The following is a 14,238-nucleotide window of genomic DNA, read 5'->3' on the forward strand; positions in this document are numbered from 1 at the left end:
CCGGGTCCGGTCACGGGCACCGCGTACCCGGTGCCGGCGATCGTCCTCTTCACGTGGTCGTCCTCCCCCTCGGGTTCGGGACCTGAAGCATCCCCCTCAAGTGTAAAGAGAAGGTAATGCGGCGGCCGTCTCATTTCCGCCCGGTTCCCGCCACAGTCCCGCAACACACGGGGGGTCCGCCAGGTCCCGGGGGACCGTGCGATGATGAGCGCGTCAACTGCATACCGGCCGCTTGAATCCGCGCGGGAGAGTCCCGGACCCCGGACCCACGTCTTCCCAGATGTGCGGTCGGCCCGGGCGCCGAAGGAGCAAGTCCCTCCCTTGAATCTCTCAGGCCCAGTCACCGCGCGGGCGAGGCACATCTGAAAAGCGGTCCGCCCCCGCGGCGGTCCCACCCACGGTGCAAGCCCTGACACCGCCCGTCCACGGCCGGCGGTCATGGCGAACCTCTCAGGTTCCGATGACAGATGGGGAGGAACACCCCACCGTCACGCCCTCGCCCGTACCGGGAGTCCGCCATGAGCAGTTCCGACCTCCGTCACACCGCGCTCGACGCCCTGCACCGCTCGCTCGGCGCCACCATGACCGACTTCGCCGGCTGGGACATGCCGCTGCGGTACGGCTCCGAGCGCGACGAGCACAACGCCGTCCGCACGAGCGCCGGCCTGTTCGACCTGTCCCACATGGGAGAGATCACCGTCACCGGCCCGCAGGCGGCCGACCTGCTGAACTTCGCCCTCGTCGGCGACATCGCCTCGGTCGGCGCGGGCCGCGCCCGGTACACGATGATCTGCCGGGAGGACGGCGGCATCCTGGACGACCTGATCGTCTACCGCCTCGCGGACGGCGAGGCCGGCCGGCGGACCTACATGGTGGTCGCCAACGCCTCCAACGCCCAGGTCGTCCTCGACGCGCTCACCGAGCGCGCGGCCGGCTTCGACGCCGAGGTCCGCGACGACCGGGACGCCTACGCCCTGATCGCCGTCCAGGGCCCCGCCTCCCCCGGCATCCTGGCCTCCCTCACGGACGCCGACCTGGACGGCCTGAAGTACTACGCGGGCCTGCCCGGCACCGTGGCGGGCGTCCCGGCGCTGATCGCCCGGACCGGCTACACCGGCGAGGACGGCTTCGAGCTGTTCACCGCCCCGGAGCACGCCGAGGAGCTGTGGCGGGCGCTGACCGTGGCGGGCGAGGCCGAGGGCCTGATCCCGTGCGGCCTGTCCTGCCGGGACACGCTGCGCCTGGAGGCCGGCATGCCGCTGTACGGCCACGAGCTCTCCACCTCCCTGACCCCCTTCGACGCCGGGCTCGGCCGGGTCGTGAAGTTCGCGAAGGAGGGGGACTTCGTCGGCCGCGCCGCCCTCGCCGAGGCCGCCGCGCGCGCGGAGGAGAACCCGCCGCGCAAGCTGGTCGGCCTGGTCGCGGAGGGCCGCCGGGTCCCCCGCGCGGGCTACCCGGTGGTCGCGAACGGCGAGGTGATCGGCGAGGTCACCTCCGGCGCCCCCTCCCCCACCCTGGGGAAGCCGATCGCCATGGCCTACGTGGACGCCGCGTACGCCGGGCCCGGCACGGCCGGCGTGGGCGTCGACATCCGGGGCACCCACGAGCCGTACGAGGTCGTCGCGCTGCCGTTCTACCGGCGCCAGAAGTAACCCTTCCGGCGCCCCTCCCGTTTTCCCGTTCCCTCGGACACTCCCCGCGTACAGGAGAATTTCTGTCATGAGCAACCCCACGGACCTGCGCTACAGCAAGGAGCACGAGTGGCTGTCGCCCGTCGAGGACGGCGTCGCCACCATCGGCATCACCAAGTTCGCGGCCGACGCGCTCGGTGACGTCGTCTACGCCCAGCTCCCCGAGGTCGGCGAGAGCGTCGCCGAGGGCGAGACCTGCGGCGAGCTGGAGTCCACCAAGTCGGTCTCCGACCTCTACTCCCCGGTCTCCGGCGAGGTCACCGAGATCAACGAGGACGTCGTCAACGACCCGTCCCTGGTGAACTCCGAGCCCTTCGAGGGCGGCTGGCTCTTCAAGGTCCGCCTCTCCGAGGAGCCGAGCGACCTGCTCTCCGCCGACGAGTACACCGAGTTCGCCGGGAACTGAACCTGATGTCGACCCTGAACACTCCCCTCCACCAGCTCGACCCCGAGGTCGCCGCGGCGATCGACGCCGAGCTGACGCGCCAGCAGTCCACCCTCGAGATGATCGCGTCGGAGAACTTCGCTCCGGTCGCCGTCATGGAGGCCCAGGGCTCGGTGCTCACCAACAAGTACGCCGAGGGCTACCCGGGCCGCCGCTACTACGGCGGCTGCGAGCACGTCGACGTGATCGAGCAGATCGCGATCGACCGCCTCAAGGAGCTCTTCGGCGCCGAGCACGCCAACGTGCAGCCCCACTCGGGCGCCCAGGCCAACGCCGCCGTGATGCACGCCCTGATCAGGCCGGGCGACACCATCATGGGCCTCGACCTGGCCCACGGCGGGCACCTGACCCACGGCATGAAGATCAACTTCTCGGGCCGGCTCTACGACGTGGTGCCCTACCACGTGGGCGAGGACGGCCAGGTCGACATGGCCGAGGTCGAGCGCCTGGCCAAGGAGTCGCGGCCGAAGCTGATCGTCGCCGGCTGGTCGGCCTACCCGCGGCAGCTGGACTTCGCCGCGTTCCGCCGGATCGCGGACGAGGTCGGCGCCTACCTGATGGTGGACATGTCGCACTTCGCGGGCCTGGTGGCCGCGGGCCTGCACCCGAGCCCGGTGCCGCACGCCCACGTCGTCACCACCACCACCCACAAGACGCTGGGCGGCCCGCGCGGCGGTGTGATCCTCTCCACCGCCGAGCTGGCCAAGAAGATCAACTCCGCGGTCTTCCCCGGCCAGCAGGGCGGCCCGCTGGAGCACGTGATCGCGGGCAAGGCGGTGGCCTTCAAGGTCGCGGCCTCCGACGAGTTCAAGGACCGTCAGCGCCGGACCCTGGAGGGCTCCCGCATCCTGGCCGAGCGCCTGGTGCGGGACGACGTCACCGCGGCGGGCGTCTCCGTCCTGTCCGGGGGCACGGACGTCCACCTGGTCCTGGTCGACCTGCGCGACTCCGAGCTGGACGGGCAGCAGGCCGAGGACCGGCTCCACGAGATCGGCATCACCGTCAACCGGAACGCGGTCCCCAACGACCCGCGGCCCCCGATGGTGACCTCCGGGCTCCGCGTCGGCACCCCGGCGCTGGCCACCCGCGGCTTCGGCGCCGAGGACTTCGCCGAGGTCGCGGACGTGATCGCCGAGGCGCTGAAGGCCCCGTCGCCGTTCCCGGCCGACACGGCCGCCGCCCTCGGGGCGCGGGTCGAGGCCCTCGCCGCGAAGCACCCGCTGTACCCGGCGCTGTGATCCCGGCGACGCTGTGATCCCGGCAACGCTGTAACCGTCCCCGCACGGCGCGTGCGGATTTCGCACCGCCTGGGGCATTACGTACGATTCCCGTACGTGCTGTGGGGCGTCCCGCCCACCACCGCCTGGTGGACGGGGCGCCCCGCGCCCTTCCCCCCACCCCACAGCCAACGATTCAACGAGGAGTCGACGTGGCCGTATCGGTCTTCGACCTGTTCTCGATAGGCATCGGCCCGTCCAGCTCCCACACGGTGGGCCCGATGCGTGCCGCGCGCATGTTCGCCGCCCGCCTGCGCAACGAGGGCCTGCTGGAGGCCACCGTCTCCGTCCGCTGCGAGCTCTACGGCTCCCTGGGCGCCACCGGGCACGGCCACGGCACGCCCAAGGCCGTGCTGCTGGGCCTGGAGGGCGACTCGCCGCGTTCCGTCGACGTGGAGTCGGCCGACGAGCGTGTCGAGAAGATCAAGGAGACCGGCCTCCTGCGCCTGCTGGGCGACCACGAGATCGCCTTCGACTTCGACACCGACCTGGTCCTGCACCGCCGCGAGGCGCTCCCGTACCACGCCAACGGCATGACGGTCGCCGCCTACGGGCACGGCGGCGAGGAGCTGCTCCACAAGACGTACTACTCGGTCGGCGGCGGCTTCGTCGTCGACGAGGAGGCCGTCGGCGCGGACCGCGTCAAGCTGGACGACACGGTGCTCCAGCACCCCTTCCGCACCGGCGACGAGCTGCTGCGCCTCACCCGGGAGACCGGCCTGTCCGTCTCCTCGCTGATGCTGGAGAACGAGAAGGCCTGGCGCACCGAGGAGGAGATCCGCGCCGGTCTGCTCGACATCTGGCGCGTGATGCGCGAGTGCGTCGACCGCGGCATGTCCCGCGAGGGCATCCTCCCCGGCGGTCTGAAGGTCCGCCGCCGGGCCGCCGTCACCGCCCGCCAGCTGCGCGCGGCCGGCGACCCGCTGGCCCACTCCATGGAGTGGATCACCCTCTACGCCATGGCGGTCAACGAGGAGAACGCGGCCGGCGGCCGGGTCGTCACCGCCCCCACCAACGGCGCCGCGGGCATCATCCCCGCCGTCCTGCACTACTACCTGAACTTCGTGCCGGGCGCGGACGAGGACGGCGTGGTCCGCTTCCTTCTCGCCGCGGGCGCCATCGGCATGCTCTTCAAGGAGAACGCCTCCATCTCCGGCGCCGAGGTCGGCTGCCAGGGCGAGGTCGGCTCCGCCTGCTCGATGGCGGCCGGCGCCCTCGCCGAGGTGATGGGCGGCTCCCCCGAGCAGGTGGAGAACGCCGCCGAGATCGGCATGGAGCACAACCTGGGCCTGACCTGCGACCCGGTCGGCGGCCTGGTCCAGATCCCGTGCATCGAGCGCAACGGCATGGCCGCGGTGAAGGCGGTGACCGCCGCGAAGATGGCCCTGCGGGGCGACGGATCGCACAAGGTCTCCCTCGACAAGGTCATCAAGACCATGAAGGAGACCGGCGCGGACATGTCGGTGAAGTACAAGGAGACGGCGCGGGGCGGGCTCGCGGTCAACATCATCGAGTGCTGATACGCCCCTCCTGGCCTTTCGGCACAATGCGGCGCTTCACCTCCTTCCCGCTCCGACCGCGAATGCGTGGACGAACGGGAGTCGACCAGGAGGTGAAGATTCCGTTTCGCACTCCGGTGCACGAGTCCGCCGAGGAAATCAGGGGCCGAAAGCGGCGACGCATTCGACCTTCTTAACGTCCGGCAATCCAAGAGCAACATTCGATTGGCATGCTCCCACCAATGGCGCGGAGCACGTCGATCGCCCGGCGCGCCAGGACCTCGGGAAGAAGGACAGCCCTTACATGCGCGCTCCTCTGATATCCAAGATCGCGATCGCGGTCACCCTCGCCACCGCGGCCTCGGCGTCGATCACGACGACCGCGGTCGCGGGTACCACGGCCGCCGACACCGCGATCGCCGACGCGGCTCGGTCCGCGGCCCTCGCCCACGCCTCGGAGACCGGTCTGACCGACCGGAGCGGACTGGTCGCCAAGGACGTCATGACCGACCGGGACGGCAAGCGGCACGTGCGCTTCTCGCAGACCTACCGGGACCTCCCCGTCGTGGGTGCCGACATCGTCGTCCACCTCACCGCGTCCTCCGCGTACCTCGGAGTGACACGGGCCTCCGACCAGGCCGTCTCGGTCCCGACCGTGACAGCGGAGGTGACGGCGGAGCAGGCACGCGGCAAGGCCACTTCGGTGGTGTCCAAGGGCCGGGCGTCGGCACCCCGACTGATCGTGCGCGTCCGGAACGGCACGAGCGTCCTGGCCTACGAGGTCGAGGTGGCGGTGAACGGCGACACGACGGCGTCCCGCACGGTCGTGCTCGACGCGATCACGGGAGGCGTGGTGAGCGAGGCCGCCGCCCTGGACGGGTTCATCTCCCCCGGACTGGAGAGCAGACTCAAGGCCCTGGACGGGCGCGCCACACCGTCGGTGGACGGGAACTCTGCGGCGGCGAAGCCGGAGAAGCCCGGCGCCACCTACCCCGCGCCGGCCGTGGGAACCGGACTGTCGATGTACAGCGGCACGGTGTCGCTGAACACCACGCGAACCGCCGCGTCGTCCTACGCCCTGGTCGACGGCACTCGCGGCAAGGCCGAGATCAGGAACGCCAGGAACAGGGTCCTGACGGCGTCACGCCTCCTCTCCGGCTCGAGCACGATGACCGACTCGGACAACACCTGGGGCGACGGCACCACGTCCGACACCAACACCGCCGGCGTGGACGCCCAGTACGGGCTCGCGTCGACCTACGACTTCTACGAGAACGCGCTGGGCCGCACCGGCATCCGCGACGACGGCGTCGGCCCGGCCGGCGTCGTCCACTACGGGACCGACTACGGCAACGCCGGGTGGAGCGACGGCTGCTGGTGCATGGTCTACGGAGACGGCGACGGAGTGTTCTTCGCCGAGCCGCTGACCCAGCTCGACATCACCGGACACGAACTGACGCACGGTGTGGTGTCGGCCACGGCCGGCCTGGAGACCGAGTACAGCGTGTACGGCGACCAGATCGGCGAGTCGGGCTCGCTGAACGAGTCACTGGCCGACATCTTCGCCGTCGCCGTGGAGTTCGGCACGCAAACCGCCGATCACGCCCCCGACTACATGGTGGGTGAGGACCTCGGTCTGCAGCAGGGCTTCCTGCGTCGGCTCGACCGTCCGTCGCTGGACGTGCTGGAGGGCGCCGTCGACTACTGGAGCCCCAACGCCCCCCGGACCGAGGTGCACGCGGGATCGGGTGTCTCCTCGCACGCCTTCTACCTTCTCGCGGAGGGCAGCGGAAGCAAGACCATCAACGGTGTCGAGTACGACTCGCCAACGTACGACGGCTCCACGGTGACCGGCATCGGCCGCGACAAGGCAGTGGCGATCTTCTATCAGGCGCTGACCCGGTACATGGTCTCCAGCACCGACTTCCACGACGCCCGTACGGCGACGCTGCAGGCCGCCGCAGACCTCTACGGCCAGGGCGGCGCCGAGTACGCGACGGTGGACAAGGCCTGGGCCGCGGTGAATGTCACCGCGGCCAACGGCTGACGACGACCGACGGCGGGGCCGGCCCACCGGCTCGGCCTGTTCGGGCGGTTCGGGGTGACCTGAACCGCCGCACGGGCGGAGGAGGGCCGCCGGCCGTCCGGGTACGGATGCCAGGTTCGGCGCGCGGCGCCGGGAAGGGCCGCGCGGCATCGGCGCGCCGATGAGCGCGTCCCCGGCCCCGGTCCGTATCCCGCACGGTCCCGGTCCGACTGGCCGCACCCGCACCGCCCCCGGGCTCGCACCCGCGCAGTCGCGCGTACTCCCCGCCGGAATCCGTTTGTCCCACGGCGATCACGCCGCGGCGAGGGCGCGGTGCGTACCGCGGACGGGCCGACCGGCGGTCGCGAGCCGCTCCACGCTCCGCCTCGCGCCCGCGACTCCCGATCCCGACGAACGACGAAGCGAAATGGATCCAGAAGTGAACTCCCTGAGCAATCGGACCGCGTCCCCACAGGGGTCGCACCGGCCCCGACAGCGCCTGGCCGCCACCGTGGCGATCACAGCCGTGGCACTCGCGCTCTCCTCGCTGCCGGCCTCGGCGGACACCGCGCCGGCGGCTCACGCCGCCGAGCGGGCACGGGGCGTGAAGGCGCTCCCGCAGATCGAGGCGACCGCCAGGCCGGGCGCCGGATCCGCGAACCTGTCGCCCGGACAGCGCAGGAAGCTGCTCGACCGGGCCGCCGTCACGGCGGCGGAGACCGCTCGTTCGCTCGATCTCGGCCCCCGGGAGAAGCTGGTCCCGAAGGACGTGATCGAGGACGCCGACGGCACGGTCCACACCCGCTACGAGCGTACCTACGCCGGTCTGCCGGTCCTGGGTGGTGACCTGGTGATCCATCGTCACGGCGGGGACCACACCGTCACCTACGCCTCCACGGCGAAGCCGGCCCTGTCGACCACGGCGGCCGAGGTGCCGGCCGCCACGGCGAGGAAGGCCGCCCTGGGCAAGGCCGCGGACGAGGGCACCCGGAAGGGCGACGCGAAGAAGGATCCGCGTCTGGTCGTCTGGATGACGGACGGACGGCCGAAGCTCGCATGGGAGACCGTCATCACCGGCCTGCAGCAGGACGGCTCCCCCAGCGAACGCCACGTCGTGTCCGACGCCGCGGACGGCACCGTCCTGGGGAACGCCGAACATGTGCGGCTCGCCGACGGTCACAGCCAGTACAGCGGCAAGGTCACGATCGGCTCCACCCGCCAGGACGACGGCACCTACGCCCTGGTCGACCCCGAGCGCGGCGGCCAGCGGACGCTCGACTCCACCGGCAACCACCGCGGTGTCCTGTTCACCGGTCCGGACGACGTCTGGGGCGACGGCACGGCCGCGAACCGGGAGACCGCGGCGGTGGACGCCGCGTACGGCGTCCAGACCACGTGGGACTTCTACCGTGACCGGTTCGACCGGCTCGGCATAGCCGGTGACGGTCGCGGCAGCACCTCCCGGGTCCACTACCAGGCCCAGGAGGGCGTGCACCTGGCCAACGCCAACTGGCAGGACGAGTGCTTCTGCATGAGCTACGGCGACGGCAGGGACGGTCTCCACCCGGTCACCTCGCTGGACGTCACGGCGCACGAGATGGCGCACGGTGTCACCTCGTCCACGGCCGGGCTGGGCGACTTCGGGGAATCCGCCGCCCTCAACGAGGCGATCAGCGACATGTTCGCCACCGCCGTGGAGTTCCACGCCGACAACCCCCACGACGTTCCCGACTACATGCAGGCCGAGCTGGTCGACATCCGCGGCAACGGGCAGCCCATCCGGTACATGGACCGTCCCACCAGGGCGGGCGAATACTACGGATACGTCCCCCTGGACTACTGGACTCCCCAGACGAAGAAGGCCGAGTCGCACATGGCGGCCGGGGTCGGTGACCACTTCTTCTACCTGCTCGCCGAGGGCAGCGGACAGAAGACGATCAACGGAGTGGAGTACGACAGCCCCACCTACGACGGCCGGCCGGTCGCGGGCATCGGTCTGCACGACGCCACCGACGTCATGTACCGCGCGCTCACCGTCTACATGACCAGCACCACCGACTACCCGGGCGCGCGGACCGCGACGCTCCAGGCCGCGGCCGACCTCTTCGGTGCGGGCAGCGACGCCTACGAGGCGGTGGCCAACGCCTGGGCGGCCGTCAATCTCGGGAACGGGTACGTCAACCACATCGCCGTCGACCCGCCGCAGACCGAGCCGGTCGCGGTCGGACAGCCGGTGAGCCGCCGGATCGCCGCGTCCAGCACGCGTCCCGGGCCACTCACCTTCGCGGCGAAGTCGCTGCCGCTGGGTCTGTCGATCGACCGCGTCACCGGCCTGATCACCGGCACGCCCGAGAAGGCGGGTGACTCCGACTCGGTCATCTCCATCACCAACGCGGCGGGAGACACCCGGGAGCTGTCGTTCACCTGGGCCGCGCTGGAATCCGGCGGCCACTTCTTCGTCAATCCCACCAGGTACCTGATCCCGGAGAAGGGCACCGCCGAGTCCCCGATGACCGTCCGGGGCAGGCCGGTCAACGCGCCGGGCGACCTCGAGGTCACGGTCGACATCACGCACGCCATGGGCAACGCCATGGTCATCGACCTGATCGCCCCCGACGGCACCGTCGTACCGGTCAAGCCCTGGGGCCCTTGGGAGCTCAGACCCGACCTGCGAGCGACCTACACGGTGGACGCCTCGGCGGTTCCCGCGGTGGGCACCTGGAAGCTGCGCGTCGTCGACGGCACCCCGGGCATCTTCGACCTGGACACCGGAACACTCGTGAGCTGGAGCCTGACCTTCTGACGGTTCGTTCCGCCACCGCGGGCGGCGCCCTGTCCGGCCGGGCAGGGCGCCGCCCGCGTCGTTTCCGACGCACGCATCGTCCCCTGGAAACGCTCCACTGCGACGGTTTTCCGGCTGAACGGTCCGCCCGGTCGACGATATTGCGCACGAGTAAATTCTTCGCGTCCCGGCCGTTGCTTTCCTCCGTCCGCCGGCGGCACGGGAAATAGGGAAAGCCCATTTCCGCGGCAGCCAATCCGGACTTTACCGATCTTCGTGCACCTTTCCTTCATTCATGGTGCCACCCCCCACGCGATTTCCGATCGATGCGCCTGAGCATGCGCCAGAACTCGTCGCCTCCGTGTCATTCAGGCCATATACATTGCCGCCGAAGTCAGACGATCAGTCATTTCACGATCCAGGAGTTTGCTGTTGCTGCTCTCCTCTGTCCGAAGACCTGCCACGTGCGTGGGCATGGCGCTTGTCTTCGCCCTGCTGCCTCCAGCCGCCGCCCACGGCGCCGAGCCTCCCGCACCTGCTCCCGCGGCGAACCCGGGGGCGACCAGCGGCCCCCAGCGAGCACCGGCCACGGTGACCCTGATCACGGGTGACAAGGTGACGGTGACTCCGGGCCGCCCCGGGACCGCTCCGGAAGTGAGCGTGGAGCGAGCGCCGGGCGCCACCGGCTCGGTGCGCGTCTCGTCGGAGAACGGGAACACCTACGTCTACCCGGACGAGGCGGTCCCCTACATCGCGGCCGGCCGGCTCGACAGGGAACTCTTCGGTGTCACCCAGCTGTTGGCCCAGGGCTACGACGACAGGAGCACCCGTGACCTTCCGCTGATCCTCACCCGCACGAAGGGGTCGGCCGCCCTCGGGTCCGACGCCCCGAAGGACGAGGCCGCCGGGGAACCGGCCTCCGCGCTGCCGGGTACGGAGTCCACGCTGAGCCTTCCCTCCATCCGCGGTGAGGCGGTCCGCACCCGCCGCTCGAAGGCCGCCGCCTTCTGGTCCGCCCTCACCGGTCCGGCCCGGCGCAAGGGCACCCCGTCGGAGGGCCGGGCCAACGGCGCTCCCGCCACCCCCGGGACCGCCCCCTTCGCCGCCGGTGTCGACAAGGTCTGGCTCGACGGCAGGGCGGAGGCTTCGCTCACCGAGAGCACGGCGCAGATCGGCGCCCCGGCCGCCTGGGCGTCCGGAGGCACCGGGGCCGGGGTCCGTGTGGCCGTCCTGGACTCCGGTATCGACGCCACCCACCCGGACGTCGAGAAGCGCATCGTGAAGTCCAGGAGCTTCGTCCCGGGCGAGAGCGTCACGGACCGCGGCGGGCACGGGACCCACACCGCCTCCACCCTGGCGGGAACGGGGGCCGCTTCGGACGGCCAGGAGCGGGGCGTCGCCCCGGAAGCCGATCTGCTGGTGGGCAAGGTCCTCAGTGACAAGGGGTACGGGCTGGACTCCTGGATCATCGCGGGCATGGAATGGGCGGCGCGGACCGAACGCGCCAAGGTGATCAGCATGAGCCTGGGTGACGCGGCCCGCCACGCCCAGAACGACCCGCTGAGCATCGCCCTCGACGAGCTGAGTGCCGAGACCGGCGCGCTCTTCGTCGTGGCCGCGGGCAACGAGGGACCTGGCCCGTACAGCGTAACCTCACCGGGAACCGCGGACGCCGCGCTCACCGTCGGCGCGGTGAACCGGTCCGACGAGCTCGCGGAGTTCTCCGGTGCCGGACCGCGCCATTTCGACGACGGCCTCAAGCCCGACATCACCGCACCGGGTGTGGGCGTGCTGGCAGCGCGTTCGCAGTACCTCAAGGACGGGGGCGACGGCTACTACATGACGCTCGACGGCACCTCCATGGCGACCCCGCAGGTCGCCGGGGCGGCCGTTCTGCTGGCGCAGAAGCACCCCGGGTGGTCGGCGCAGGACATCAAGGACGCCTTGATGAGCACCAGCATGCGCACCCCGCGGCACAGCGTCTACCAGGCCGGGACCGGCCGGGTGGTGGTGCCCGCCGCGTACTACGCCGAGGCTTTCGCGACCGGGTCGGTGGACGCGGGGCTCATCCCCTGGTCGCCCGGCGCGCAACGAGAGCCTGTCCGGCGCGAGATCACCTACACCAACACCGCGGACAGCCCTCTCACCCTGGACCTCTCCGTCGACGCGGAGGGCGCCGGGTCACAGGCGTTCGCACTGGGCGCCGACCAGGTGACCGTTCCCGCGCACGGCACCGCGCGCACCGAGGTGGTGGTGGACCCGAGCGGGCTCGCTCCGGGCCGGTACGCCGCGCAGGTCGTCGCGAGCAGCACCGCGGGCGGCCGGACGACCCTCCACACGGCCGTGGGGATCTCCGTCGAACCCGAGAAGCACAACCTCACGATCCGTCTGCGGGACCGCGCCGGACTGCCCATGAGCGGGTCGGTCCGCATCGCCGGTGACAACGGGGTCACGACCGACGTGTGGATACCTGAGGACGGGCGGCTCACCAGCCGCTGGGCCCCCGGCACGTACACGCTCCAGAGCTACCCGGAGGTGGAGGGACTCCACGGGCCCGGCTCCCTCGGCACCGCGATACTGGTCGAGCCGGAGGTCGACCTGAGCAAGGACCGCGAGGTGGTGCTCGACGCCTCGCGGGCGCGTCAGGTCAAGGTGGACACTCCACAACCGACCCTCGCCCTCAGGAGCAGGATCGACGTCTGGCGCTCCTTCACCGCCTCCGAACCCGAGCCCGGCGCCGGAGCCGTGTTCGACGCGCTGTTCCCCTCCCCCGCCCACGACAGCGTGTGGGCCCTGCCGACCGGGAGCAAGGTGCGGAAGGGCAGTTTCGCCTTCGGCACCAGGTTCCGCGCCGAGCAGACGCCCCTGACGATCTCCCGTGGCGGACAGCGTCTCCACGACCCGCTTCCGCAGCCTGGGGCCGCGGACCTGCCGGACGGCAGATCGAGACTGACGGCCCTCTTCGCCGACGACGGCTCGACGGGCGCCTACTCGGGTCTTTCCGCCCGCGGCAAAGCCGTGGTCGTGCGCGGCGGCAGCGTGACGGCCACGGACCAGGCCGCGGCGGCGGCGGAGGCCGGCGCCGCGCTGCTCCTGGTCGTCAACCAGGGGGCCGGCCGGATGTACGAATGGTTCGGCCGGCCGGGCTCCACCGAGTCCGGGTCGGTCCCGGTCGCCTCGGTCACCTCGGAGGAGGGGGAGGAACTGATCGAGGGAATCACCGCGGCACGCGGCGAGCGGGTGGCTCTGACGATCGAGTCCCACCCGACCCCCGACTACCTGTACGACCTGGCCGACTACCACATCGGCGCGGTGCCCGAGGATCCCTCCGCGGACACCGCCCCCGGCAGCCTCGCCCGGATCGACCAGTACTTCGCCCTGGCCCCGGGGAAGCACGGCCTCGAGCACCGGGACGACTATCCCCCGTACCACTGGCAGGGCAGGTCCGCCTATCAGCCCGGCAAGGCCGTACGCCTTCCGTTCGAGGGGCAGCCGGTCTCCCCGGGACCGCGCACCGACTGGGTCTCCGCCGGCCCCGGCGTCACGTGGCAGGAGTTCACGCTCCTGGAGGACCTGCCGTTGCGTGCCGACACCAGGACCTATGAGGGCGGCAGCAGACAGGAGGACCGCTGGTTCAGCCCCGTCGTGCGCCCGCGAATGCTCGACGACGGCGTCCTGGTCCGCAACCCGGACGGCTCGTTCACCGCCGGCGTCGAGGGGTACGGCGACGCGGGAGCCGCGCACGGCGGCGCGACCGGCACACAGCTGACCTCGTTCCACCAGGGTGACAGGCAGCTCTCCATGAGCCCGTACGCCTGGGTCGGCACCGGCGGTCTGGCACCGGAGCGGCTTCCGTACCGGATGGTCGTCGACACGACGGGCCTGGACGCCCTCAGTCCCTACTCCACCACCACCCGCACCGAGTGGCGCTTCACCTCCGCCTCCGTCGCCACCCCGCAACGGATTCCCCTCGTCCAGCTGGACTACGAGACCGAGCTGGACCTCGAGGGGCGGGCGGAACGCAGAACCGGCTTCACCATCAGGCCCCACGTGCTCGGCGGCTCCTCCCCGCAGGACGCGGTGTCGTCGCTGACGCTGGAGGTCTCCTACGACGACGGGGATACCTGGCGGAAGCACGACCTGAAGGAGAGGAAGGGTGCCTGGCGCGCGGCTCTGACCGCGCCCCCCGGGGCCGACCACGTGTCCGTCCGGGTCACCGCCGGGCAGCACAACGGCGGCGGCGTCACACAGACCGTGGTCCGGGCCTTCGGTCTCGCTCCATGAGCCGGGTGAGGGTGGGCCCGGTCTGACGGCCGCGGGCCGGACGTCCTTGGGGGAGGGGTCGCGCGACTCCTCCCCCAAGGGCTTGCGCGACTGCGCGACGTGGACGTCGTCGAGCGCTGACGGCCGCGGGCCCGGCCCCGGGGGAACGGCTGCCACCCGCGAGGGCGCGCGCGGCCCTACCCTGGCCGCGACGGACTTCCCTCCCGTGAGGAGTGCGCGTATGGGTCCCTCCGA

General features: G+C 71.4%; 7 protein-coding genes and 1 riboswitch. All 7 genes read left to right on the forward strand.

The window, feature by feature from the left end; genetic code table 11:
• Positions 1-233: 233 nt before the first annotated feature.
• Positions 234-356: riboswitch (glycine riboswitch) on the forward strand.
• A 162-nt stretch (positions 357-518) separates the two neighbouring features.
• On the forward strand, positions 519-1,652 hold the full coding sequence (gene gcvT / locus HW445_RS06035; protein WP_180219986.1) for a glycine cleavage system aminomethyltransferase GcvT: 1,134 nt from the start codon (positions 519-521) through the stop codon (positions 1,650-1,652).
• 67 nt (positions 1,653-1,719) lie between these two features.
• Positions 1,720-2,097: a glycine cleavage system protein GcvH gene (gene gcvH, locus HW445_RS06040; protein WP_151771138.1), complete on the forward strand. Its 378-nt coding sequence runs from the start codon at positions 1,720-1,722 to the stop codon at positions 2,095-2,097.
• 5 nt (positions 2,098-2,102) lie between these two features.
• The gene (gene glyA / locus HW445_RS06045) at positions 2,103-3,374 is read left to right on the forward strand and encodes a serine hydroxymethyltransferase (RefSeq protein WP_218956624.1); all 1,272 of its coding nucleotides are present in this window, start codon (positions 2,103-2,105) and stop codon (positions 3,372-3,374) included.
• A gap of 191 nt (positions 3,375-3,565) precedes the next feature.
• Entirely contained in the window at positions 3,566-4,933 is a 1,368-nt protein-coding gene (locus tag HW445_RS06050; RefSeq protein ID WP_180219987.1) for an L-serine ammonia-lyase, read from the forward strand.
• A 283-nt stretch (positions 4,934-5,216) separates the two neighbouring features.
• Entirely contained in the window at positions 5,217-6,959 is a 1,743-nt protein-coding gene (locus HW445_RS06055) for a M4 family metallopeptidase (protein ID WP_180219988.1), read from the forward strand.
• Positions 6,960-7,449: 490 nt separating this feature from the next.
• Positions 7,450-9,741, forward strand: a complete 2,292-nt coding sequence (locus HW445_RS06060) for a M4 family metallopeptidase (RefSeq protein ID WP_180219989.1) — start codon at positions 7,450-7,452, stop codon at positions 9,739-9,741.
• A gap of 453 nt (positions 9,742-10,194) precedes the next feature.
• The gene (locus HW445_RS06065; protein ID WP_180219990.1) at positions 10,195-14,004 is read left to right on the forward strand and encodes a S8 family serine peptidase; all 3,810 of its coding nucleotides are present in this window, start codon (positions 10,195-10,197) and stop codon (positions 14,002-14,004) included.
• Positions 14,005-14,238: the final 234 nt, after the last annotated feature.

This window comes from Streptomyces sp. UH6 (assembly GCF_013421635.1).
Taxonomy (GTDB): Bacteria; Actinomycetota; Actinomycetes; order Streptomycetales; family Streptomycetaceae; genus Streptomyces; species Streptomyces abyssomicinicus.

Coding starts and splice junctions, on each gene's coding strand:
- gcvT (WP_180219986.1), top strand. CDS start 519: ATGAGCAGTTCCGACCTCCGTCACACCGCGCTCGACGCCCTGCACCGC.
- gcvH (WP_151771138.1), top strand. CDS start 1,720: ATGAGCAACCCCACGGACCTGCGCTACAGCAAGGAGCACGAGTGGCTG.
- glyA (WP_218956624.1), top strand. CDS start 2,103: ATGTCGACCCTGAACACTCCCCTCCACCAGCTCGACCCCGAGGTCGCC.
- HW445_RS06055 (WP_180219988.1), top strand. CDS start 5,217: ATGCGCGCTCCTCTGATATCCAAGATCGCGATCGCGGTCACCCTCGCC.
- HW445_RS06065 (WP_180219990.1), top strand. CDS start 10,195: ATGGCGCTTGTCTTCGCCCTGCTGCCTCCAGCCGCCGCCCACGGCGCC.